This is a genomic window from Achromobacter aloeverae, assembly GCF_004121055.1.
GTDB classification, from domain to species: Bacteria; Pseudomonadota; Gammaproteobacteria; order Burkholderiales; family Burkholderiaceae_B; genus Bordetella_C; species Bordetella_C aloeverae.
Window position 1 is genome coordinate 238,252 of the sequence record NZ_PYAL01000010.1, and the last position, 22,810, is coordinate 261,061.

At 66.4% G+C, this 22,810-nt stretch carries 17 protein-coding genes; 8 read left to right on the top strand and 9 right to left on the bottom strand.

Annotated elements, in window-relative coordinates:
* The first annotated feature begins 8 nt into the window (after positions 1-8).
* The 5 genes from C7R54_RS28445 to C7R54_RS28465 all read left to right on the top strand — a co-directional run bounded on the left by C7R54_RS28445 (position 9) and on the right by C7R54_RS28465 (position 4,851).
* Positions 9-1,487 carry an FAD-dependent oxidoreductase gene (locus C7R54_RS28445; RefSeq protein ID WP_129154280.1) on the top strand — a complete coding sequence of 493 codons (1,479 nt, stop codon included), beginning with the start codon at positions 9-11 and terminating at the stop codon, positions 1,485-1,487.
* The gene (locus C7R54_RS28450) at positions 1,484-2,209 is read left to right on the top strand and encodes an aspartate/glutamate racemase family protein (protein ID WP_129154281.1); all 726 of its coding nucleotides are present in this window, start codon (positions 1,484-1,486) and stop codon (positions 2,207-2,209) included. Before C7R54_RS28445 ends, C7R54_RS28450 begins: the two co-directional genes overlap by 4 nt.
* 282 nt (positions 2,210-2,491) lie before the next feature.
* On the top strand, positions 2,492-3,325 hold the full coding sequence (locus C7R54_RS28455; RefSeq protein ID WP_240039766.1) for a transporter substrate-binding domain-containing protein: 834 nt from the start codon (positions 2,492-2,494) through the stop codon (positions 3,323-3,325).
* A gap of 90 nt (positions 3,326-3,415) precedes the next feature.
* Complete coding sequence (locus C7R54_RS28460; RefSeq protein ID WP_129154283.1) at positions 3,416-4,090, top strand: amino acid ABC transporter permease; 675 nt, start codon at positions 3,416-3,418, stop codon at positions 4,088-4,090.
* A complete protein-coding gene (locus C7R54_RS28465; protein ID WP_129154284.1) occupies positions 4,087-4,851 on the top strand; it encodes an amino acid ABC transporter ATP-binding protein in 765 nt (254 codons plus the stop codon). Before C7R54_RS28460 ends, C7R54_RS28465 begins: the two co-directional genes overlap by 4 nt.
* 162 nt (positions 4,852-5,013) lie before the next feature.
* Here the strand turns inward: C7R54_RS28465 and C7R54_RS28470 are convergent, their stop codons facing one another.
* Positions 5,014-7,218 carry a DNA/RNA non-specific endonuclease gene (locus C7R54_RS28470; RefSeq protein ID WP_129154285.1) on the bottom strand — a complete coding sequence of 735 codons (2,205 nt, stop codon included), beginning with the start codon at positions 7,216-7,218 and terminating at the stop codon, positions 5,014-5,016.
* 404 nt (positions 7,219-7,622) lie between these two features.
* On the opposite strand from C7R54_RS28470, the gene C7R54_RS28475 reads away from it, so the two are divergent.
* Positions 7,623-8,918: an MFS transporter gene (locus C7R54_RS28475; protein WP_158021294.1), complete on the top strand. Its 1,296-nt coding sequence runs from the start codon at positions 7,623-7,625 to the stop codon at positions 8,916-8,918.
* On the opposite strand, the gene C7R54_RS28480 is transcribed toward C7R54_RS28475, so the two are convergent.
* Genes C7R54_RS28480 through C7R54_RS28490 form a run of 3 tightly spaced genes read right to left on the bottom strand, consistent with a single transcriptional unit; the run spans position 8,875 to position 11,576 of the window.
* On the bottom strand, positions 8,875-9,528 hold the full coding sequence (locus tag C7R54_RS28480) for a response regulator transcription factor (RefSeq protein ID WP_129154287.1): 654 nt from the start codon (positions 9,526-9,528) through the stop codon (positions 8,875-8,877). The genes C7R54_RS28475 and C7R54_RS28480 overlap by 44 nt on opposite strands.
* Positions 9,525-10,709 carry a PAS domain-containing sensor histidine kinase gene (locus C7R54_RS28485; RefSeq protein ID WP_129154288.1) on the bottom strand — a complete coding sequence of 395 codons (1,185 nt, stop codon included), beginning with the start codon at positions 10,707-10,709 and terminating at the stop codon, positions 9,525-9,527. The genes C7R54_RS28480 and C7R54_RS28485 overlap by 4 nt, the downstream gene beginning before the upstream one ends.
* 42 nt (positions 10,710-10,751) lie before the next feature.
* The gene (locus C7R54_RS28490) at positions 10,752-11,576 is read right to left on the bottom strand and encodes a universal stress protein (RefSeq protein WP_129154289.1); all 825 of its coding nucleotides are present in this window, start codon (positions 11,574-11,576) and stop codon (positions 10,752-10,754) included.
* 242 nt (positions 11,577-11,818) lie between these two features.
* On the opposite strand from C7R54_RS28490, the gene C7R54_RS28495 reads away from it, so the two are divergent.
* The gene (locus C7R54_RS28495; RefSeq protein ID WP_158021295.1) at positions 11,819-12,271 is read left to right on the top strand and encodes a universal stress protein; all 453 of its coding nucleotides are present in this window, start codon (positions 11,819-11,821) and stop codon (positions 12,269-12,271) included.
* Between the two features lie 22 nt (positions 12,272-12,293).
* On the opposite strand, the gene C7R54_RS28500 is transcribed toward C7R54_RS28495, so the two are convergent.
* Genes C7R54_RS28500 through C7R54_RS28515 form a run of 4 tightly spaced genes read right to left on the bottom strand, consistent with a single transcriptional unit; the run spans position 12,294 to position 17,003 of the window.
* On the bottom strand, positions 12,294-13,190 hold the full coding sequence (locus C7R54_RS28500) for a DUF6999 family protein (protein ID WP_129154291.1): 897 nt from the start codon (positions 13,188-13,190) through the stop codon (positions 12,294-12,296).
* Positions 13,187-15,196 (bottom strand): iron-containing redox enzyme family protein, encoded by a 2,010-nt coding sequence (locus tag C7R54_RS28505; protein ID WP_129154292.1) that lies wholly within the window; start codon positions 15,194-15,196, stop codon positions 13,187-13,189. The genes C7R54_RS28500 and C7R54_RS28505 overlap by 4 nt, the downstream gene beginning before the upstream one ends.
* Before the next feature lie 42 nt (positions 15,197-15,238).
* A complete protein-coding gene (locus C7R54_RS28510; RefSeq protein ID WP_129154293.1) occupies positions 15,239-16,222 on the bottom strand; it encodes a fatty acid desaturase in 984 nt (327 codons plus the stop codon).
* Positions 16,209-17,003 (bottom strand): sterol desaturase family protein, encoded by a 795-nt coding sequence (locus C7R54_RS28515; protein WP_129154294.1) that lies wholly within the window; start codon positions 17,001-17,003, stop codon positions 16,209-16,211. Before C7R54_RS28515 ends, C7R54_RS28510 begins: the two co-directional genes overlap by 14 nt.
* A 582-nt stretch (positions 17,004-17,585) precedes the next feature.
* On the opposite strand from C7R54_RS28515, the gene C7R54_RS28520 reads away from it, so the two are divergent.
* Complete coding sequence (locus C7R54_RS28520; RefSeq protein WP_129154295.1) at positions 17,586-20,852, top strand: hypothetical protein; 3,267 nt, start codon at positions 17,586-17,588, stop codon at positions 20,850-20,852.
* Between the two features lie 20 nt (positions 20,853-20,872).
* Here the strand turns inward: C7R54_RS28520 and C7R54_RS28525 are convergent.
* A partial coding sequence (locus C7R54_RS28525; protein ID WP_129154296.1) for an NADP-dependent malic enzyme occupies positions 20,873-22,810 on the bottom strand: 1,938 nt, incomplete at its 5' end.

Sequence of the window (22,810 nt, forward strand, 5' to 3'; positions counted from 1 at the left end):
GCGCCTGTATGTCCACGTCTTATGAACTTCTAGTGGTGGGCGCCGGCCCGGCCGGCGTCAGCGCGGCGATCGAGGCCGCGACACGCGGGGCGCGGGTCCTGCTGGTCGAGCAGCGTCCCCACCCCGGCGGCGCCATCCATCGCGCCGCCTACGACGGTGGTCCGAGCGCGGTGCCGATGCCGGCGCGGCACAAGAAGCATTGGGCCGCCTTGCAGCGCGACATGGCGGGACTGTCCGACCGCATCCGCTTATTGACCTCGGCGGTCTTCCTGGGCATCGACGGCGATGGCGTCTGCATGATCGACAGCCGCGCCGCGGGCAGGGTGATGCTGGTGCGGCCCCGGGCCGTCATCTTCGCGATGGGCGCCACCGAACGCGCGCCGCATGTGCCCGGCTGGGAATTGCCCGGCGTGGTGACGGCAGGCGGCCTGCAGGTGCAGTTGAAGGAGAGCGGACAGGCGCCGCGAGGCCGTATCCTGGTGGCGGGCAACGGCCCGCTACCGCTGGCCCTGGGCGCGCAGCTGGCGGCCATGGGGAATGCCCCGGTAGCCGTGCTGGAAGCAGCCGCGTTATTTCGCAACCTGTGGACAAGTCCCGGGGCGGTGGCGGGGCTGGCGGCCGGGCCCAGGCAGTTGCTGGAAGCCGCCGGGTATTTCCGCCGCCTGCGCGCGGCGCGCGTGCCGTACTTGACGGGAACGGCCGTTACGGCGGTCGCACCGGCGGAGGCGGTAGATGGGGCTCATGTGGGTGGGTCGCTGCGGGTATGGACGCGGGATCGGTGCGGCAAGGGGCGGGACTATGACGTTGATCTGCTGGTGCTGCATGGCGGCCTGGCATGCAACGATCGCGGCATACCGGCCGGCGATATGCACGGCATCGTCATCGCCAGGGCCGGCGATTGCAACCAGGTCCTGGGCGCGGATGCGGCGTTGACCGAAGGACGCCGCGTGGCCGCCGGCGTCATGAGCCGCCTGGCGGGGCAGGGCGCGGCGGCCGGGTCCGTTGCGTCCGGCGCCCAGGCGGCGGCATCCGCCGGGGAGGCTCCCGGTGGCGCCGCAGCCTTGTTCCAGAAGTCGATCTGGCGCTTGTTCGAGCCGGCAAGCACATCGACATCGACATCGACATCGACATCGGGCCCCGAGCCCGCCCCGTCCCCGCCAGCCGCTACAACGCCAGACGCCATGCCCCCGGCCCCGGACGCCGTCATCTGCCGCTGCGAAGGCGTCACCCGCCGCGCCCTGGCAAAGAAAGACCTGCGCTCGGCGCGCGAGATCCGGCTGGTCGGCCGTGTCGGCATGGGCCTGTGCCAAGGCCGCTACTGCGCGCACGCGGCGGGCATGGCGGCCGGCGCCGGGACGGAAAGGATTACGCTGGCGGATATCGACGGCGCCATCCCCCGTTGGCCCCTGCGACCCGTGTCCGTCACGGCCCTGGCGGCCGCCGAGGACCTTGGCCCACCCCGCATCGACGAGGACTGCCCATCATGACGCACGATACGAACCACGCATCTCCGGTCGTTCATGGCCTTACGCTGGGCGTCCTCATGCTCGACACCCGTTTCGTGCGCTTCCCGGGCGAGATCGGCAATGCCGCCACCTGGTCCGTGCCGCTGCAATTCAAGATCGTGCGCGGCGCGACGCCGGCGCGGGTGATCGAGGACCAGGGCCGCGGCCTGCTCGACCCCTTCGTGGACGCGGCGCAGGAACTGATCGCCCTGGGCGTGCGCGGCATCACGACCAGCTGCGGTTTCCTCGCCTTGTTCCAGCGGGAATTGAGCGCCAGGCTGCCGGTGCCGGTGGCGACCAGTTCGCTATTGCAGGTTCCGACGGTTGAACGCATGCTGCCGGCCGGCAAGCGCGTGGGCATACTGACCATCAACCAGGGGGCCCTGACCGCGGCTCACCTGGCCGCCGTCGGCGTGGACAGCACGACGCCGGTCCTGGGCATGCCGGAGGACAGCCTGTTCCGGCGCGTCTTCACGGACCGCGCGCAGCCCGGGGAAGCCGATTTCGCCATCCTGGAGCGGGAGATGGTGGCCGCGGCGCGCGAGCTGGCGGCCCGCCATCCCGACGTGGGCGCCATCGTGTTCGAATGCACCAACATGCCGCCTTTCGCGGCAGCGGTCCGCCGGGCGACCGGCTTGCCCGTTTTCGACGTCGTGGGCATGCTGCGGTGGTTCATCGACGCCATCCGGCTCCAGTCGGCCTGATGCCGGCCGCGCCGCGCCTGCCAAGCGCGTGCCAGCCCAACAGTCGGTCCAAGGCAGGGGACGCGTCCACCGTTTCAGGGTTTGCCCGCATTGATGCCCGCTCAAAAATAAGCATCCCCCACATTCCCGCCGATAACGTACAAAAAACCGACGGATTCGCGTATCTCCCATCCAGGGAGGGAGATGGGCGCGATTAGAATTCCTCCCGGTGGACAAGCTCGGCCACGCGGGGCCGGGCAGTCCGAAGCGCATCAGGCGCTGTCATGTACTCAGGAGACTGCCGTGATTACACGCAGAAGTTTTGTTTCGGCCACGTGCGCGTTCGGCCTCGGTTCGATGATTTCCATGCCGGCCTTCGCCCAGAACGAATCGACCATGGAGCGCGTGAAGCGCACCAAGGTCCTGCGCACGGGCTTCATCGCCGGCGCGGCGCCTTACTACGTCAAGTCCGTGGCGACCGGCCAGTGGCAAGGTTTCTGCGTCGATTTCGCCAATCACCTGGCCGAGTCCATGGGCGTCAAGCTGCAAGCCATCGACACCACGTGGGGCAACGCCGTGCTGGACCTGCAATCGAACAAGATCGACTGCATGTTCGGCCTGGCGCCCACCGAGCAGCGCAAGAAGACCGTGGGTTTCACGGACCCCCTGTTCCAGAACACGTTCACGCTGGTCGCCAAGAAGAGCTTCGATCCCAAGACCTGGGAGGACGTCAACAAACCGGAAGTGCGCCTGTCGGTCGACCAGGGCTCCAACCAGGACACCTTCGCCACGCAGACGCTGACCAAGGCGGCCCTGCACCGCTTCGAGACGTCCGGCGATGCGACGCTTGCCTTGCAGACGGGACGCGTGGATGCGCAAGTGCTGGTGATCCTGCTGGCCGTGACCGTGCTGTCGAAGTCGCCGCAGCTGGGCCACCTGGTGATCCCGACGCCGGCCGCGACGGCGCCGACCTCCATCGGCGTGCAGAAGGAGCCCGACCAGGCCTTTACCGCATACGTCAACCAATGGTTGACCACCGAACGGTCCAAGGGCGCGATCAAGCAGACCATCGTCGACAACATGCAGAAGCTGGCTGGCGTCGATCCCAAGCTGTTCCCCAAGGAAGCCACGTTCTAGGACCCCGGCAGGGACTATCGTCCCGGCCCGCCCGCCCTCCGCCCTCCCCGGCGGGCGAGCGGGCATCGCGCAGAATTTCAAGGAGTGGTTGTGTATCAGTGGGACTTTGGCGCCATCTGGGTCTATCACAAGCTTTTGCTCAGTGGCCTGGCCTATACCGTGGTGTACACGGTCATCGTGGTCGTGGCGGGCCTGGCCGTGGGCCTGGTCGTCGGCATCGGTCGCGTGCGCGCGCCGCGCTTCATCGCGGGCATCCTGCGCGCCTATGTGGAAATCTTTCGCTGCACGCCAGTGCTGGTGCAACTGATCTGGTTCTACTACGCGCTGCCCATCCTGACGAATATCGAGATGTCGCCCACCTCCGCGGCGGCATTGTCGCTCACCCTTTACGGCGGCGCGTTCTACTCGGAGATCGTGCGCGCGGGCATCCTTGGCGTGGACTGGGGGCAGACGGAAGCCGGCCTGGCCATGGGCATGCGCACCAAGCAGGTCATGCGGCGCATCATCCTGCCGCAGGCCTTCCGGCGCATGGTGCCGCCGTTGATGAGCCAGTCGATCATGCAGTTGAAGAACACTTCGCTGCTGTCGGTCATCGCCGTGCCGGATCTCTTGTACCAGGCCCAGTCGGCCGCGCATGATTCGTATCGCCCGCTGGAGCTCTACACCATCACCGCCATCTGCTATTTCATCGTGCTGTTCCCGGCCACGCTGTGGTCCAAGCGCATCGAAAATCGCCTGGCCAAACAGGACAGGAATGCATCATGAGCGCGCCGATGATAGAGATCAATAACCTCAGCAAGCGCTTCGGCGACCACGTGGTGCTGAAGGACATCTCGCTGCGGGTGCGCAAGGGCGCCGTGGTGGCGATGATCGGTCCGTCCGGTTCGGGCAAGTCGACGCTGCTGCGCTGCATCAACCTGCTGACCATGCCCGATGGCGGCAGGATCAGGGTCGGCGAACGCAGCATGGACTTCGACAGCGGCGAGGGCCGCCGCATGCACGAGAAGGACCTTGCGAGCTATCGCGCCACCACGGGCATGGTGTTCCAGCACTTCAACCTGTTTCCGCACATGACGACGGTCCAGAACGTCATGGAAGGTCCGGTGACGGTGCAGAAGGTGCCGAAGGCGCGCGCGCACGCGCTCGCGATGGAGCTGCTGACGCGCGTCGGGCTGGCGGAGAAGGCCAATGCCTATCCCGACATGCTGTCCGGCGGCCAGAAGCAACGCGTGGCGATCGCGCGAGCCCTGGCGCTGCGGCCGTCCGTCATGCTGTTCGACGAGGCGACGTCGGCCCTGGATCCGGAACTGGTCGGCGAGGTGCTGGCGGTGATCAAGGCGCTGGCCGAGGACGGCATGACCATGATCCTCGTGACCCACGAAATCGCATTCGCGCGCGAGGTTGCCGACGAGGTGATATTCATGCGCGACGGCGTCGTGGTCGAGTCCGGCCCTGCCGGACAGGTCATCGACAATCCCGCGCAGGCCGCCACGCAATCGTTCCTGGCCCGCTTCAACAAGGCCTGACCGGCGGGCGCGGCCCCGTTCCATGGCCTGGCATCGGGGCCTGCACGCGGATGCGGGCCCTCTCCACGCTGTATCGGTGGTCGCCCGCGCGGTAACGCCAACTGCGCGGTCACGGCTATCCTGCAAGCGGTTCGAGCCATCGTCGTATCGATGTCGGCCTGCCTATTCCAGCGGAATATCTTCCCAGCGCGTGATGGGCATCAGCACCTCGCCGACGACGGGCAGGTCGGCGCCCGCGGTATCGTAGGCACGCAGCGGCCCCAAGTCCAGGCCCGTCCGGCTTTCGATGGTGGGTATGGATGCGCGCCATTGCAACACGTCCACCGGCGTGTCCTTGGGTGCTGGCGCCGAGCCATGCCTTTGCCGCGAGAACAAGGCGCTCTGGTCCGCGATCATCGCCACGGCCTTGAGGCCGCCGGCGCCCTTCCAGACGACGATTTTCCAGAAAGCCGAGGGCACCTGCACGTCGTCCGCCCACAGGTCGTTGATGTCATCGAAGACCGGGCCTTGCAGCACCGTCACTGGCTTGTCTCGGCCACTGTCGAAGATGCCTTTTTCGAGGACGTAGCGTTCGATGCCTTGCCAGTATTCAAGGGACTCGTTGAACTGCCAGTGCTGCGGCGTGCAGTTCGTGAAATGGAAGGTGTCGGCATTGGCACGCGCGGCAAACTTGCCCCAGGTGGGATCCTCGCGGCGGGTCAGGTGGCCGCGGTCGAACAGATGGCTCCAGCCGGAATAGAAAGCCTGGCCGACGGTATAGGACGGATGGATGCGCGGGTCGTCGTACCAGGCATCGCCCTCCGTCGGCACGGTGGCGGGCTGCCCCGTCTTGCGGTCGATTGCCAGCCAGCTTGCGCCGTCGATATTGGTGGCGGTGAACAAGGCCAGGCGGCGGGTCTTGTGCACCAGGACGCTGAAGTTCTGGTAGCGCAATTCGCCTGGCGCGCCGTCCGCGGCGCTTTCCTGGAGAGGTGCGAGGATGGACTTGCGGGGCGCGGCGATCTTGCCGAGGTCCAGTTTCAGGCCAGGGATGAACCTGCCGCTGAAGCCGTTGCGATTGCCGTAGTCGGTATCGATGCCGATACGCTCGCGCAGGCCGCCGTACTCTCCATGTTTGAGTGTTCTTGCCGCAGGCCGTGGCGCGCTGGCGGGACCCGCCTGGGCAGGGGCGGTTTCCGTGGCACGAGGGAACGCCGGCATGAGCGCGACGGCGGATGCCGCTGCGGGCGTGGCGGACGCCATCGCGGTGCCGCCCAGGGTTACCGTCACCGACAGCGGTAAGGCCAGGGCGGAGTCAGGCCCCGCGCCAGGCGTTTCGCTGGCGGCGACACGCGCTTCGCCGCTGGCGGTCGTGGGCGCCCTGTGCTCCAGCTGCCGACCCGCCGCCGGCGACGGATCCACCCATCGGTCCAGTGCGTCGCGAACCAGCGCGGCCGCGGCGGCGTCCAACCCCGGCAAGCGGGACTGCAGGTCTTGATAGATGCTGCTGATGCGGATGCCCTCGTTAACCTGGGCTACGCCGAGATCCGCATCCGCATCCGCATCCGCATTGGCATTGGGGACCTGCGCATCGCCGGCGGCGGGCGCGCGTTGCGCCGACGCCGATGGCGCGCCATAGTGATGCAAGGCGATGACGTCCCATTGATCGTTATAGACGGGCGCGCCCGATGATCCGAAGTCCGTATCGGTTTCGTAGAGCAGCCGCGTGTCGGTGCGCGCGGTCAGCAGGTTGTTCCGGATGGCGATGGTCTTGGGCATGCCTTCCGGATGCTGGATGATGTTGACGCTCATGCCCTTGCGGTGGCGGTCCGGCGTGAAGCTGATGGGGCAGTAGCCCAGTTCAACCAAGGTCGCGTCGCCCTGCACGCGCTCGCCCAGGGCGACCAAGGCATAGTCGAGGTCCTGTTCGTCAGAGAACAATGCGCAGCGCCCGGGCGCCAGCCGGAAAATGGTGCGAGGGCGGGGCAGGCCCCGTTCGTCCAGTTCGTCATCGAAGACCAGCGTGGCCAGGCCCGCGGCATGGGCGTCGGCGACGACGTGCTGGTTGGTGATGAACAGCGTGGGGCTGATGAGGAAGCCGGTGCCCGATATCGACGCCGTGGGCGTTTGCAGGACCACGCGGGCGACCGCGCGCCGGGCGGCGGCGCCCTCGGGCAGGAAGGCCGCCGGCTGGAAATCGTTGGTGCCGCGCACGGCCTCGGCCAGTCCGGACTCGCGCTTGACCCGGGCGTCGAAGGCAGCGCAACGCGTCGTGTCGTCGTCCGCGCGGCGCCAGTCGCCCGAGGCGACCAGTGTCCGTGTATGCCGGCGTTCGCTGCCGGTCGCGGCGAAGCGCCGCAGGATGTCGTTGATGGTGCCTGGACGCATGTCAGCTCCTGCCGTGGATGCCGGTCGATGTTCGGGGGACCGCGTGACAGCGGGGTGACATTCATCTTTCCTTGCAAATAGGGCCAGGGAAGCGTGGCTCGGTGATGGTGTGCAGCGCCGCCATTTCGGCGTTGCCCGGGCTGGCCCCGATGGCAGGCAGCGCTCCGCCGCCTGCCATCGGGGGACGGACGGATGGCGGGGAGGCGTCACGGGGTGGCGTCAAATAGCCATGTGTGGTTAACATGGCCGCCAAGAGAGCGAGCGGGCGGCTCCCCGTGGCGATCGCCGCCGGGACCCGTCCAGCGTCACGTCCTGCTTGGGGAGACGAGCGTGGGAAGAATGGCGAGAGGGGCTCCTGGAACGATTCCTGACGATGTTTGCCGATGGCCCGACCGGGGCACGACGTGACGGCCGCCGTTCCCCCTTTGTCCGAACCGGCTGTCCGGCCGTTCGCCATCCAGAACTACCGCAGGCAGTGGGTCTCGGACCTGTGCACGTCCTGCGCCTTCGAGATCGAAACGCTGGCCCTGGCTTGGTATGTCCTGACCGAGACGGGGTCGGTGGTGCTCATGGCGGCCATCGCGTCGCTCCAGTACCTGGGCACGTTGTTGTCGCCCTTGCTGGGCGTGCTGAGCGACCGCCACGGCCAGCGCAACACCATGCTGGCGATGCGGATGTTCTATGCCGTCGTCGCCGTCATGCTGCTGGTCTTCGCCCACATGCGCTGGCTGACGCCTTGGTTGGCGCTGGGTTTCGCCACGCTTAGCGGCCTGGTCCGGCCTTCGGACATCGGCATGCGCAACGTCGTGACCAGCGGCATCGTCCCGGGATACCTGATCCTGCCCGCCATCGGACTGTCGCGGATGACGACCGACCTGGCGCGGATGGGCGGGGCGCTGGCGGGCGCGGCGCTGATGGCCACGCTGGGCCTGGCATGGGCCTATGTCATCGTGGTGGCCCTCTATGTCGTGGCGGCGTTCTTCACGTATCGGCTGCGCATGGCGCGCGTCGCCCCGCACGGGGCAGGCTGCACGGTCCTGGGGCAGTTCGGGGCGGCGCTGCGCTCCGTACGCGGGGCGCCGGCGCAGACCGCCACGATGATCATGGCATTCCTGGTCAATTTCTCGGCCTATCCCTTCGTCACGGGCCTGCTGCCTTATGTCGCCAAGGAGCGCTTCGGCATGGACGAGTATGGGCTGGGAACCTTGATCGCCGTCACGGCGACGGGCAGCATCACGTCGTCCATTCTGCTGTCGCGCCTGCGCCTGCCGAATCCCGCGGTGACGATGCTGTGCTCCAGCATCGCCTGGCATGTGCTGATCGTGATCTTCGCCGCGAGCCGCTCGCTGCCGTTCGTCTTCGCGTCCATCTACCTGGCCGGCGTCGCGCAGAATCTCTGCATGATCCCCATGGCGGCCTTCCTGCTGGGCAAGGTCTCGCCCGCCGTGCGCGGCAGCGTGATCGGCCTGCGATCCATGGCGGTCTACGGCCTGCCGCTGGGGCTGATGCTGTCCGGCTACATCCTCAACCACGGCGCGGCGTTCTGGGGCGTTGCCCTGGGTTTCGCCGCCACGGGTATCACCGTCACGCTGCTGGTATGGGTCAGCTATCGTACCCACTTCCGGCCGGGGCTTGCGCAACAGCCGCCGGAGGAGGCTACTCGAAGCCCTCGCCGGTCTCGTCCAATAGCCGGTGCTTGATGGCGTAGTGGATCAGTTCGGCCTGGTTGTTGATCCGCATCTTTTGCTGGATGCGTGTCTTGTAGGTGCTGATGGTCTTGCCGCTGATGCACAGCAGGGTGGCGATCTCGCCGATGGTGCGGCCCATCGCCAGGTGGCGGAAGACCGAGTATTCCCGGTCGGACAGCTGTTGGTGGGGCAGCGCCGCACCCTCGGGCTGGAAGTCGCGCGCGATTTTTTCGGCGATGTCCATGTTCAGGTAGACGCCGCCCGAGGCTACCTTGCGCACTGCCGCCACCAGCTCGGCCGCGGCGCTTTCCTTGGTCAGGTACCCCGATGCGCCGGCCTTCAACGCGCGCACCGCATATTGCTGTTCCCCATGCATGGTCAGCACCAGGATGGGCAGGCGCGGAAATTCATCCTTGATCTGGCGGATCAGTTCGACGCCACTGCGGCCCGGCATGGACAGGTCCAGCAGCAGCATGTCCCACTCGCCCTGGCGTAACAGCGCCAGGGCCTCGGCCCCGTTGGCTGCCTCGCCCTTGACCGTCAGGCCGTCGGCCATGCCCAGGATCTGTTTCAATCCCTCACGGACCAGGGTGTGGTCGTCGGCCAGCAGGATGCGCGTCATGATGTCTCTTCGACGGTGTCGGTGGTGATGGGTAGGGTGGCGACCAGGTGAAATCCCTGCGCCGGCTCGCTATGCACGCTGAGCGTCCCGCCCAGCAGGCGCACGCGCTCACGAATGCCTAGCAAGCCGAAGGACTCCACCTTGGCCATTTGCGTGGGCGTGGCACCGACGCCGTTATCGCGGATGTCGAGGCGACAGGATTGCGGGTCGCATTCCAGGCGCAGGGAAATCCGGCTGGCGCCCGCGTGCCGCGCCGTGTTGGTAAAGGCTTCCTGGACGATGCGGAAAACCGCGGTGGTGAGCGCATGCCCCAACTCTATCTGTTCGCCGCTGATATGAACATCTGTCTCGATAGCGTAGCGCTCGTTGAAGTCCTGGGCCAGCCATTCGACCGCCGCGAAAAGTCCGAGGTCATCCAACATGACGGGCCGCAAGCTGGAGGCGATCCGTCGCACCGAGCCCACGGTGGCATTGATCAGGGCATGCAGCGACGCCGCCTGCGCGCGCGCCGGCGTGGCATCGGCCGGCAGCATGCCTTCCAGCAGCGACAGGCCCATCTTCATGGCCGTGAGGCTTTGCCCGAGGTCGTCGTGCAGTTCGCGCGCGATGTGGGCTTTCTCTTCTTCGCGGATGTTCTGGATGGCGGTCGACAGCCGTGTCAGTTCGTTGCGCGAGGCCTCGAGTTCCTGGTTGGCCCTTTCCCGCTCGGTGACATCGCGCAACTGCACGGTGTAGAGCTTGCCGTGCTCGTCTTCCCATTGCGAAATGGACGCCTCCAGCGGGAATTCCTCGCCGTTGGCGCGCAGGCCGGTGACCTTGCGGTCGCCGCCCATCTGCCGCTCCGATACTCCGGTCCGGCCGAAGCGGGCCAGGTCCCGCGGGTGCGTATGGCGGAAGCGCTGCGGAATGAAGCGGTTGAGCGACGTGCCGATGGCTTCGGTGGCCGGGCACAGGAAAATCCGCTCGGCGGCGGGATTGAAGATGACGATGGTCTGCGAGGCATCCACCGTAATGATGGCTTCCATGGCCGACTGGATGATGCCGTAGAGGCGGGCCTCGCCGGGCGCGGGCGAGGCGGGCTTGTCCGCCCCCGCGCCGCGGCGCTGTCGCAGGCGCGCGGCAAGAAAGCCCACGGCGATGCAGGCTAGGGCGAGCAGGAGCGACGGCAGGACCGGAGGCATGGCGTAGGGATGGGAAGCGTGCCCAAGTATACGTCCCGCCGGTCAATGAGACAGCAGCACGGGCACGGTCGCGGCCCGCAGCACGGCGCTGCACGCGCCCCCCATGACCCATTCGCGCAAGCGGTGGTGGCCGTAGGCGCCCATGATGACGAGGTCGGCTCCACGCTCGTCCGCGCATTCCAGGATGATGCGGCCGACGTCGCTCTGGTGGCCGTCGCGTACCAGTCGCTGGGGGATGGGGTAGCCGTGCGCGGAGAAATAGTCGAGCAGGTCGTCGCGGGCGGCCGGGGCGACGGGGCGCGAGGTCACCGACAGCGCCAGCACCTCGTTGGCCCGGCGCAGCACGGGATCGGCATCGCTCAGCGCACGCGCGGCCTCGCGCCCCTGGTCCCAGCAGAACAGGATGTTGTGGCCGAGCGGCGGCAGGTCGCCGGTCGCGGGAATGATCAGGACCGGCCGCCCCAGCGTCATGATGACGGACTCGGTGAAATACGGGGTGACCACGCTCTCCGGGTCGTCCTCGCCGGACTGGCCCAGGACCAGCAGGTCGCAGGTGCGCGCATGGCGGGCCAGCGCCTCCGCCGGCGAGCCTTCGGGAGCGCGCCACAAGACCGGCACGCCGGCCTCGCGCGCCGCCTGTTGCAGGCGTTCGCGGGCGGCGTTGCGATTGTCCGTGAGGCGGCGTTGCAGCACCGCATAGACATCGTCCGGGACGATGCCCTCGTCGTAGGCGTACTGCGGCGGCAGGTAGCTGGTATAGATGCCGACCAGGGTGGCCGCGTGGTCACGGGCGGCCTGTGCCGCGGCCCGCACGCGGCGCGTGCACGCGGCGTCGTCATCGAGGTGGACGGCGATGCGTTTGAACATGGGCAACCCCAGCAATGATCATGAAATCCCAGCCCGGATCGTAGGCGTGGGGGGCTGGCGGCATATTGACGTGGCTCAAACGGCGTGCGGGTCGCCGCCCGCCAGGGTACAGTGCGGGGAGGGCGCAGCAAGCGGCGTAAGCTGCACGGCGTGGAGGGCCCTTTTCTTGACCGGGGTCATGGCGTTCAAGCGGCGTGCGCCTGATCATGGACACATCAACGTCGATCCTAGGAGAGCTTTTCATGTATCGCAAAATTCTGGTTGCCCTCGATGGCAGCGACGTGGCCCAGGCCGCCTTCGAACATGCCCTGCACCTGGGCAGCAAGGAAAACGCGGAAGTGGTGCCGGTCTATGTCGTCGAATACTCCAGCGCCTATTACACCGCGGCCGTCTACGACGTGACACCGTTTCGCGACGCCATGATCGAGGAGGCCAACAAGGTGGTGGCGACCGCCAACCAGCGCCTGCAGGCCGCGGGCGTGCGGGGCAATGCCCGGTTCATCGACAAGGAAGGCATCACCCAGACCATCGCGCAGCAGCTGCAGGAAACGGCGGAGGAAGAGGGCGTCGACCTCGTGGTGCTCGGCACCCATGGCCGCCGCGGCTTCCAGCGCATGATGCTGGGCAGCGTCGCCGAGGCGTTCCTGCGCCTGTCGACGTGCCCGGTGCTGCTGGTGCCGGCCAAGGCGGCCTGAAGCAAGCCGTCCGGCGCCCCCGTCACGCGATGGGCGCCGGCGGCGTGCCGCCCTCCTGGGCGGCCTTCAGTTCCATCAGCAGGCTGTGCAGCATTTCGGTGGACAGCCCATGGAGCACCAGCCGGTAGCCTGCCCGCAACGTGGACATGGGCACCAGCGGATGATTGTTGTTGACCAGGATCAGGTGCTGGGGCGCGCCCAGCAGCTTGGCGGCGTAGATGCCTATGGTCTCGTCCAGTTGCAGGGAATTGGCGGCGCGCCAGAAGTCGTTGTCGGTCAGCATCAACTGGTACAGCGGCGTGAACAGCTCGATCGCGCTTTGCAGGTCGAGGAAGTTCAGCGGCTTGTGCGGCAGGTCTTCCAGCCGCAAGCCCGGATCGCGGATCATCGAGTAGTCCACGCGCGCCGGCGCGTGCATGTCCATACCCGCGTCGCGCAGCGCCTGGTTCAGGCGGATGACGAAGTTGAAGAGATTGAGGTCGTGCTTGACGAAAAGATCGTCCTTCAGGTCTTCGATCTTGCGCGGCTCCAGCGGCGAGGTCGTGACCGGCACCGGCGAGTTGGCGGCGATGAAGGCCAGGATCTGCGCGCCCAGGTGGAAGTGCCGCAGGATGAGCCAATTGGCCTCGGGGGAGACGAAGCGCTCCAGGCCCCACGCCAGGATGCGATGCAGCAGCCGCGAATGGGACCAGCGCCTGGGCAGGAAGGTCTTCACCACCTGGATCAGGATGATGAAGGCGCGCGCCAGTGGCCGCAGGAAAGGCAGCAGGTACTGGCGCGAGCGGCTGCTCGAGTCGGTCAGCCAGGCCTTTTTCACCTTGTCGGGCAAGGGCGTGCTGCGGTCCAGGTACAGGGCCAGCCAGGGATTGGGGTCGGCGGGGTCATGGGCCCGCGCCAGGAATTCGGGTTCCTGATTCATGCCGCATCGTCCTTTTCGGGGCTGCCCGTGTTCGTGTCCGTGTCCGTAGTTGTTTCCGCGGTTGCCTCCATTACGTGCTGGAACTGCATCAGGTACAACGCCGCCGTCCGGCGCGCCGTATCCACGATGCGCCGCCCGGCATTGCCGTCCTCGTCGCAATCCAGCGCCAGTTCCACCGCGGCGAGCCAGCGCGCCAGATGGTGCTCGTCATTCTGGCCATGGTATTCAAGGAAGCGGAAAGCATCCGGCGGCAAGGACAGGCTGGCCTTGAGCAGCGGCAGCAGGGCCGGCACGATGCGCTGGCCCGTGCCCTCGATGATGTAGATGGCGCCCAGCAGGCCGATGGGATCGCGGGTGCCGGCCAGGCTGTGCAGATAGGCGTTGAGCGCCTCGCCACCGGGATTGCGGCGCAGGGCGTCGATGTCCTCGACGGCGCCGCCCGCCTTGCGGTAGTCCTCGAAAAGAATCTTGAAGTCGTTCTGTTCCTCGCCCGCGTGCGTATCGATGAGGGCGGCCAACGGTTGCCACGCGGGACCCAGCGAGGCGGCGCCCTCGCGCATCCACTTGCTGCCCTCGCGCACCTGGGGAATCCAGTTCGCCATCCAGTTCACGTAGTCGGCGGCCTGGAAGCGGCGGTTGCGCAAGTGGCGGATGACGGGCGTGCGCCACACGCGCGACCGGTAGTCGTGCCAGATCGACGCCAGCTCGGTCAGCAGCGGGCCCAGGCTCCCGGGGGCCGTATCGGGATCGTGCGGCGGGGCGATATCGTCGGCGGCCGTGCTGCTTGCCGCCTTGCAGGACGCGACGCTGGGCGCGCCGTCGCTGCTTGTTCCCTTGCCCGCGCCGCCGCCGGCGGCCGGCGCCGCGCCGTCCGCCGCCTCGGCCTCCCACAACATATACGCCGTGGTGAAGCGGCCCGACTCGGGGATGTAGCAGAGTAGCTGCTCGCCCGGCCGGATTTCCCGCGTCTCCAGGAATTCAGCCAGCATGATGAGAATGGATGCCGCGCCGGTATTGCCGCGCCAGGCCAGGTTGCTGAACCAGCGCTCGCGGGCGATCGCCAGGCCGGCCTTCTCCAGCAGGTCCTCCACCACCGGGATGAACTTCTCGGACGAGTAGTGGCACAGGAAATGGTGGATGCGTCGCGGATCCACCCAGCCGTCGCGCACCAATCCGGCATATTCGTGGATGCCGATGTCGAACAGGTGCGGCAGCAGCCGGATGTCCTGGCGCAGCGACAGCGCGCCGTCGGCTTCGGCGTCGGTCCAGGATGGATAATCCAGGTGCCCGCGGGCGCGGTCCGCGGACAGGCCCAGCTGCATGCACACCGGATAGTCGCCGGAGAATGCGCGCTGGTGCACCCATTTAAGTCGCAGGCGCACGCCCCGCGAGGCGCCGGGCAGCGCGCGGCGGCCCTGGCCCAGCACCACGGCGCCCGCGCCGTCGGACAGCATCCAGCGCAGGAAGTGGGCGTCGAAGTCGGCGTCGTAGCCGCGCGCCGCGAAGCGCGAGCGCTTGAACAGGCGCGAGGGCATTTCGCTGGCCACGGCCAGGGCGCTGGCGTGCCCACCCAGCTCGACCGCCTGCGCTGCCGCCTGGATCGCCGCCACGCCCGCCGCGCAGATGCCATGCACGGACAGGGTTTCCATGGGCGGCGCGGCCAGTTCGCCCTGGATCATGTTGGCGAAGCCGGGCATCAGGGCGTCGCCGCCCGAGGACCCGCTGGCCAGCAGCGATATGTCGTCCAGGAGGATTTCATTGCGCCGCAGGCAGTCGCGGATGGCGCCGACAGCCAGCTGCGCGTTGGTGAGCGTGGTGGCGCCGTCGGCATCGATGGCGTAATAGCGTTGCTTGATGCCGTTCTCGGCCAGGATGCGCTGCTTGATGCGGCCGGAGATACGATTCAACGGCGCGATATAGCGGTCCATTTCCTCGTTGGACACGGGGCTGCCCGGCATGAAGTAGCCGGCGCTTTCCAGGTAGACACGATGAAACGGGGTGGGCATGGGATCCTCTTGTTGGAAGGCGGGTGCGCGCGGGTGGCGGTTCTAGCGGAAATGTCCGGGAACACGCCGGGTGGCGGAGTCGGACGTGTCTGTCGCAACGGTCCCGGCGCCGGTGGCCGGCGCCATGAGGGAGCGCGTGCGGAAGCGCGCGGACAACTTCCCCAGGACGAAGACGCGGAACATGTACGGCACCAGGCCGCCTTCGTTCAGGGGGGCCGGCACGCGCGCGCGATAGTGGTCGCGATGCAGGCGGGTCAGTTCGGACCAGTGCGCGCGCGAGTGCTCGTGGTGCGCCGTATGCAGGCCGATATTGAAAAACAGGGGATTGAGCAGGCCTTCGAAATTCCGTGCGTAGCTCAGGGTCTGGCCGCGCCGCGGTCCGCCGTCGGCGTGGGCGTGTTGCAGGTAGTTGGTCGCCAGTAGCCAATGCAGCCCGTGCAGCTGCGGCACGATGACGTAGACCAGCGCCTTGGCGGGGTCCAGCGCCAGCAGCCCGCCCCACAGGCCCAGCCAGGCGCCGTATTGCGCCATGCAGTAGCGCCAGGCGCCCCGGTGGTGGCGCCGCAAGCGGCCCAGCCAGGCAATGAAGAGCGGGTACAGGACCCACACCGCCTGCACGGGGTGGATGAGGTAGCCCCACAGATGGTTCGTGTCGCCGCCGAAACGGTAGGTGCGGGCCGCGTCGCGGGCGCCATGCCGGTGCCGGTGATGATTCGCCACGTGGGCGGGATAGAACACGAAGGTGGGGTGGCCTTGCAGCAAGGTGATCCAGAAGTCCGTGGCGCGATTCGCCCAGCGGCCATGCCACATGCGCAGGTGCGTGTGGTTGTGATGGATCACGCCTATGCCCAGGGTCAGGAACAACATCGACGCGTAGAGCAGCCACTGGAATCCGTAGCGCCATTGCCAGGCCGCCAGGGCCGGGAGGGCGACCAGGTAGGCGATGCTCTGGATGTCCCGGCGGTTGCGCAAGGCCGGCAGCGCGGCGCGCCGGATCGGGATGGAAGCCCGGCTATGCGCGCGCATCGGACCGGGCTCGCGCATCGGACTGGGCTCGCGCTTCGTGGGCCTGCAACTGCCGCGCGGCGGCATCGGCGGCCAGGCGGGTGCGGAACAGGCGGTCCATGAAGGTGAACTGGAAGCCGTAGTTGCCGTGGTAGCAGGCATGGTGCAGGTGATGCCTGCGGCTGGCGGCGAACCAGTGGGCATAGGACACGCGTGGGAAGAAGTCGTAGTTGGCGTGGCCGATGCAGTTGAAGAACAGGCTGAACAGGGGCACCGACAGCAGCGACCAGAAGCTGAAGTCGTGCAGCACCATGGGTAGCAGGATGACATTGCCCAGCATCAGCGCCTCGATGGGATGGAAGCTGTAGGTGGAGAAGGGCGTGGTGACGATGGACCGGTGATGCGGCAGGTGGAAGCGGCGCAGCAGGCGGGTGTGCAGCAGGCGATGGTTGACCCAGAAGTGGACGTCGTTCCAGGCGAGCAGGAAGAGGATTTCCAGGACGATGCGGGTGGCGCTGGCGTCCATGGCCAGGCGGGCCCAGCCCAGTTGCAGCAGTCCCCAGGGGAAGATCATGCCGGTGCCGAACAGCAGTACGGAAATGCCGGACTGCGCAAGCTCGCGGCGCAGCTGCCCCGGCGCGAGCGGGCGGGGGTCGAGGGTGCGGCCCAGACCCAGCGCGGGGAGAATGTTCCGGGTCAGCAGCCAGGTGGCCGCGCCGAACACAAGGTAGATGCCGCCGAAGAACAGCAGCCCCGCCAGCATGACCTGCCAGGCGGACAACGCCAGAAACGCTGATGCCATGAACGTTTTTGTTTCACTCGGACGGGCGGATGATAAGCAATCCCGGCGCGGCCGGGGAGAATTCTGGCGTTTATCCGGGGTGGTAGTTACATATTTTCGGTGTTGCTTGCATATTGTCTTGCCAACGCCGTGTCTCGCCCAATGGAAGTCGCGGCGGCGTCCCACGCGCCGGGGTAGTCCGGACACGATGGGACACCACCGGCGCGGCAGGTCCTGTAGGAGCTTTCCGCCCCACCGTAGGGGTTTTCCGAGCCGGCTCGCGTCGTACCCCCGCACACCCGCCCGGCCCGGCGGACGGACGATTTGATGAAGTGTTGACGAAGTGGCTTTACGGTTCGGAAACAGCGCGCTTGCGCCGATCGCCAGGGACGTCGCTCTTCGCACGTATATCGCCTGGCTTGGCGGGCCGGCCCTGGATTACGGGGCGGTGAAAGGGATCATTAATAAATGGCCAGTGCTGGGGCGGCGGCCCCTGTCAGGCGTGAGGAACCAGAGGTCGGGCAAGCTCAACCGAGCAGGATATCTGGTTGAGATTTTTCTCGGCCTGTACATCGATACGAATAGCTTTTCCAGTGAGGTCCCATGCTCCCGTCAACCGAAATTCGCCATGCTGGTGTCCCGGTTCGTCCGCCGGATATCCCCGAGACTTCAGGTCAGCGACCGGATCTGCCCTTCGTCGCGGAGGTGTCAGCCAGGGCGCCCCAGCGCGCCGCGGGCAAGAGTCTTGGCGCAAGGTTCTGCCATTCGCGGCCCGTGCAGCGTATCCTGCCCTGCAAAATGATGAAGCAGGGAGCGACGCGGGCCGCGAAGGAATACAACAAGGCGGTGATCGGGTTCACCGCCGCCGAGGCAGAAATGCTCAAGCTCAAGGCCAAGCTCGAAGGGAAGAAGAGGGAGGTCGCATACGGCTCGAAGCGCGTCGATTTACAAAAAATGGAGGAGAAAGTCGCGAAAGCCGAAGCCAGGGAACACCGGGCCCGGGAAAATATGTGCGCGGCTGAGAAAAAAAAATACGAGGCGTTCGAGATCAAGCTCCAGGGAAGGGAGACGTCGTCCGAGTCCGCGCGCGACAGCGAGGGAGGCTCGGACAGTGGCCTTTCGCCGGATGACAGCAGATCGGAACGCTCGGCCGACGACGACTCCATATCCGCGGCCAGCGCTTCGGACAAGGGCAACGGTTTTAGAGACGTTTTTCGAAGTGCCAGACGGAGTTTCCGCAGGTCCCGGACCAATCTCGTCAATGGTGCGAATAGAGTCCTCGATACAGCCTGCGGCGTTGCAAGGATAAATCAGTCCCCGACGCAGCGTATCCAGCGCGCATTCGCCGACTTGCTGGAACAGTTGCCGTCCGCGCAAAAAGAGTCGCGCAAAAGCGGTGAGCGCAAGACAAAGGCGACCAGAATAAAGAAAGCGGTTTCACGTCCCCGTTCGGCCATCGATAAGGCCGCGAAAGCAGTGCATGAGATCGTGTCGGCCAGTAACGATGGGAGCAAATCTTCGGACGAACTTGCCTCGGACTTGCGTGATGGATTGAAAAAACTCGATAGCGCGGGTTTGTACAGGATCCTTGTCATCGTCAAGGACGAACAGTTGCTGGGCAAGGTCAAATCCAGCAAGGAGACCACGAGCGGTTCCGACGTTGACGAGAACGGGCGGTCCGCTCTTCTGCCGGAACAGCAAGTCCATTCCGCTTGGGAGCTCATTGCGTGCGCCGTCGAGTTGGAGTGCACGCAGCGATTCAAGGAAGCTCCGCTCGATGTCCTTCGTCGACAAGGGGTGAGACGCTGGGTGTCGGGGGGCTGGGTGGCCGGGGCCGTGGACAAGCAGCGTGTGGCCAAGGCGCTAGGTGATCTGCATCTGGGCACCTTGTGCGAGTTGCATGGTAATGCCGAGCCAGGCGGCGCCGGGAAAATCGAGACGATGGAGGGCGCACTCGACCGGCTTGTGCCGAGATGGGATCGCCCTCTTCTGAGGGAGCTGCTCCGCGCCGGCTCCAACGGCCGTGATCAGCCTACGGCGGATGCGTGGAGGGAGGCGATCGGGTCTTGTGTGACGGAGCATGCCGTTGCGGACTGCCGCCTGATCATGTTGGACCGTTTACGCGCCGCGCTTGCGAAGGATCCCTTGCCTGGCTGGGACCTGGCCTGGGATGCAATCTCCCTGACACTCAAGGAAAGGCAGGTCGCCGGCGATCCGGTGGGCGCGGCAACGGAGCTCATCAAACGCCTGGAGGAGTATTACTCCCCCCGCCTCTCCGACCCCCCTCCTGACAGGGAAGATCCCCGGTACGATGACGTGAAGGTGTTCACGACGCACTTCTTGAATCTCGTCTCATCCGCGCTCCCCGCCGGGACGGCCGTGGTAGCGGCTGGCGCCCGCAGGAGGCAGGGGCGCCGACACTTGCCCGCGCACGCGGCGAGCACCTCTTCGACGGCGTTAGCCATTTCCTCCGGGACTGGACAAGGGCAGGAGCAGTTGAGGCAGGCCGTGTCCAAGCTGGGGGAAGTGCGCGTGGCCCTGCAGTCCGCCAGCGCGGGCGCCGACCTGGAGGAAACGGGGCTGTCGAACATGGGCGCATCCCGCACTGACCGGCCCAGCGGCCTGGCTGGCACGAAGCCGTCGTCGCCCGTTTTGCGCTGGGGAGGGCGGGACCGCATTATTGCGGGCCTCAAGCTTATGCACCAGGGCAGGGAGCCTATACGCGACAGGGGGAGTTGGGTATCTCGCGCCGCGCTGGTTGTCTGGTGGGCCATCCGGGATGTCTTCAGTTCCGACGTCTCCCGGCAAGAGAATCGCAACAAGCGCAGGAAAATCAGGATGGAGCGCGATGCAGCGAACTTGGTGGCGTGTATCTATGACCGGGATGGCTATCGCTCGCCGGCCCAGGTCGACAGGCGTGCCCGTCGCCTGATCAAGTCCGCGTTGAAATGCGGAACCAGCAGCGGCAAGGACGAGATGTGCCAGGCGGTGACGGAGGCGATGAAATATTGCAACACGAGAGAGGTCGAGGCCGCATTGACATTATTGTTCGAGGATCAGTCCGCCTTGCTGGACCCGGGGACGAGCGATGGCGGCCTGTGGGGGAGGCTGCGGTCGATCGGAAAATCCATGGGAGACTCCGCCACGCACGTCCTTTTTGGCAAGAAGAGGCTGGAGGAAAAGCTCGCGCGCGAAAGTAAAACCAAGGCGCACGCCGCCGAGTATGCAGGGTTGCTGTTGGCTCACGTGAAAGAGCAAGTCGACGAAATCCTGCTGCACGAGCCGTTGGTGGAATGGCTGAACGCACTTGTCGTGCACCTTAAACCCCAGCTCATGACCAGCGATCGGGAATCCTATCCCAAAGCTGCCAAGGCCACCTTCGAGAAGATCATGATTGCGCACGTAACCGCGGGTGATGGCGTCGACTTCGACCACTGGATCAGGCCGGCATTGCGGCGCATGAACCGCGAGGCTCGGACGTACCTGATTAATCACTACATCCGCCGTGGCGATAAGGCGATCAAGTTCTTGAAACTTGATGATCTCGAGGGAGCGAATCAGATTCGCGAGACGGAGCAGCCCTTCTATCAATACTCGCTCGGGAAACTCGGCCAGGCCCTCATGGCCGTGCAGCGTGATGCAGCGAACTCAGCGAGCCTCGCCGGTGACACGAGCGAGGCGCCCAGCGACAGCGGAAATGAGAGCGGCGGAGAGGCCAGTCCGATGAGTGGCCCGACCTCGACGGCAACGCCGCCCTTGAAGGTTCCCACCGGGCGGAATATCGCCGGCAGGATTGCCGTCAAGGGCGCCACCGCGGCCGGTGGCAGGGCCTCCGGTGCAGCCGCTCGCATGATAACGCCGCACTTTTAGCCGCCGTGGCCCTGACGCGTTCAGGCGGCCGGTTCCCGGTTCGCCTTGAGCACCGTCAACGCAGCCATATTGACGATGCGGCGTACCGTCGAGCTCGACGTCAGGATGTGCACCGGCGCATTGACCCCCAGCAGGAACGGCCCCACGGCGACGTTGCTGCCCGCGGCGGTCTTCAGCAGGTTGTATGCGATGTTGCCGGCGTCGACGTTGGGACACACCAGCAGGTTGGCCGACCCCTTGAGCGGCGAGTCAGGCAGCACCTTCAGGCGCAGGGCTTCGTCCAGCGCGCAGTCGCCATGCATCTCCCCGTCCACTTCCAGGCCAGGCGCCTGTTCGCGGATCAGCCGCAGCGCCTCGCGCATTTTCTCGCCCGAGGCCGAGCTGCCCGAGCCATAGCTCGAACGCGAGAGCAGCGCCACCTTGGGCACCAGGTTCATGCGCTTCATTTCCTCGGCCGCCGCGATGGTGTACTCGGCGATCTGCTCGGCGGTCGGGTTTTCGTTGACGTGGGTGTCGAGCAGGGCCACGGTGCGCTCGTCCAGCAGCAGGATGTTCATCGCGGCATAGGTCTTGGCGCCCGGCTTCTTGCCGATGACCTCGTCGATGAAGCGCAGGTGGTCGTGATAGCCGAACACGGTGCCGCAGATCATGCCGTCGGCGTCGCCCAGGCGCACCATCATCGAGCCGATCAGCGTCAGGCGGCGGCGCATTTCCACGCGCGCCATTTCCTTGGTGACGCCGCGTCGGTTCATCAGGTCCCAATACGTCGTCCAGTATTGATGGAAGCGCTCGTCGAACTCGGGGTTGGTGACTTCCACGTCCTGGCCCAGGCGCAGGCGCAGCCCGAACTTCTCGATGCGCGAAAGCAGCACGGCGGGACGACCGACCAGGATGGGGCGGGCCAGCTTTTCGTCGACGATCACCTGCACCGCGCGCAGCACGCGCTCGTCCTCGCCCTCGGTGAAGACGATGCGGGCCTTGCCGCCGTCGCGCACGTACTGCTTGGCGGCCGCGAACAGCGGCTTCATGAAGGCGCCGGAGTGATGCACGAACTGCTGCAGCTGGTCGGCGTAGGCTTCCAGGTCGTGCAGCGGCCGGGTGGCCACGCCTTCTTCCATGGCGGCCTTGGCCACGGCCGGCGCGATGCGCACGATCAGGCGCGGATCGAAGGGCTTGGGAATGAAATAGTCGGCGCCGAAGGAAATGTCATAGGTGCCATAGGCCGCCGCGACGATCTCGTTCTGTTCTTCCTCTGCCAGGCCGGCGATGGCGTGGACCGCCGCCTTCTCCATGCCGCGCGTGATGGTGGTGGCGCCCACGTCCAGCGCGCCGCGGAAGATGTACGGGAAGCACAGCACGTTGTTGACCTGGTTCGGATAGTCCGAACGGCCGGTGGCCATCACGGCGTCGTCGCGCACGCTCTTGACCACTTCCGGCAGCACTTCCGGCGTCGGGTTGGCCAGCGCCAGGATCAGCGGGCGCGCCGCCATCCTGGCCACCATCTCGGCCTTGAGCACGCCGCCGGCCGACAGGCCCAGGAACACGTCGGCCCCCTCGATCACCTCGGCCAGCTTGCGCAGGTCGGTCTTGCGCGCGAAGCGCTGCTTGTCCGGGTCCATCAGTACGGTGCGGCCCTCGTAGACCACGCCCTCGATGTCGGTGACCCAGATGTTCTCCAGCGGCAGGCCCAGGTCCACCATCAGGTCCAGGCAGGCCAGCGCGGCCGCGCCGGCGCCGGAGGTCACCACCTTGACCTGGTCGATGGGCTTGCCGACCACTTTCAGGCCATTGATGAAGGCGGCGCTGACGGTGATGGCGGTGCCGTGCTGGTCGTCGTGGAAGACGGGGATCTTCATGCGCTCGCGCAGCTTGCGCTCCACGGTGAAGCATTCCGGGGCCTTGATGTCTTCCAGGTTGATGCCGCCGAACGTGGCTTCCAGGCCGGCGATGATGGTGAC

Coding starts and splice junctions, on each gene's coding strand:
- C7R54_RS28485 (WP_129154288.1), bottom strand. CDS start 10,709: ATGCCTCCGGTCCTGCCGTCGCTCCTGCTCGCCCTAGCCTGCATCGCC.
- C7R54_RS28520 (WP_129154295.1), top strand. CDS start 17,586: ATGCTCCCGTCAACCGAAATTCGCCATGCTGGTGTCCCGGTTCGTCCG.
- C7R54_RS28495 (WP_158021295.1), top strand. CDS start 11,819: ATGTATCGCAAAATTCTGGTTGCCCTCGATGGCAGCGACGTGGCCCAG.
- C7R54_RS28445 (WP_129154280.1), top strand. CDS start 9: ATGTCCACGTCTTATGAACTTCTAGTGGTGGGCGCCGGCCCGGCCGGC.
- C7R54_RS28465 (WP_129154284.1), top strand. CDS start 4,087: ATGAGCGCGCCGATGATAGAGATCAATAACCTCAGCAAGCGCTTCGGC.
- C7R54_RS28510 (WP_129154293.1), bottom strand. CDS start 16,222: ATGCGCGCGCATAGCCGGGCTTCCATCCCGATCCGGCGCGCCGCGCTG.
- C7R54_RS28500 (WP_129154291.1), bottom strand. CDS start 13,190: ATGAATCAGGAACCCGAATTCCTGGCGCGGGCCCATGACCCCGCCGAC.
- C7R54_RS28450 (WP_129154281.1), top strand. CDS start 1,484: ATGACGCACGATACGAACCACGCATCTCCGGTCGTTCATGGCCTTACG.
- C7R54_RS28490 (WP_129154289.1), bottom strand. CDS start 11,576: ATGTTCAAACGCATCGCCGTCCACCTCGATGACGACGCCGCGTGCACG.
- C7R54_RS28480 (WP_129154287.1), bottom strand. CDS start 9,528: ATGACGCGCATCCTGCTGGCCGACGACCACACCCTGGTCCGTGAGGGA.
- C7R54_RS28515 (WP_129154294.1), bottom strand. CDS start 17,003: ATGGCATCAGCGTTTCTGGCGTTGTCCGCCTGGCAGGTCATGCTGGCG.
- C7R54_RS28470 (WP_129154285.1), bottom strand. CDS start 7,218: ATGCGTCCAGGCACCATCAACGACATCCTGCGGCGCTTCGCCGCGACC.
- C7R54_RS28505 (WP_129154292.1), bottom strand. CDS start 15,196: ATGCCCACCCCGTTTCATCGTGTCTACCTGGAAAGCGCCGGCTACTTC.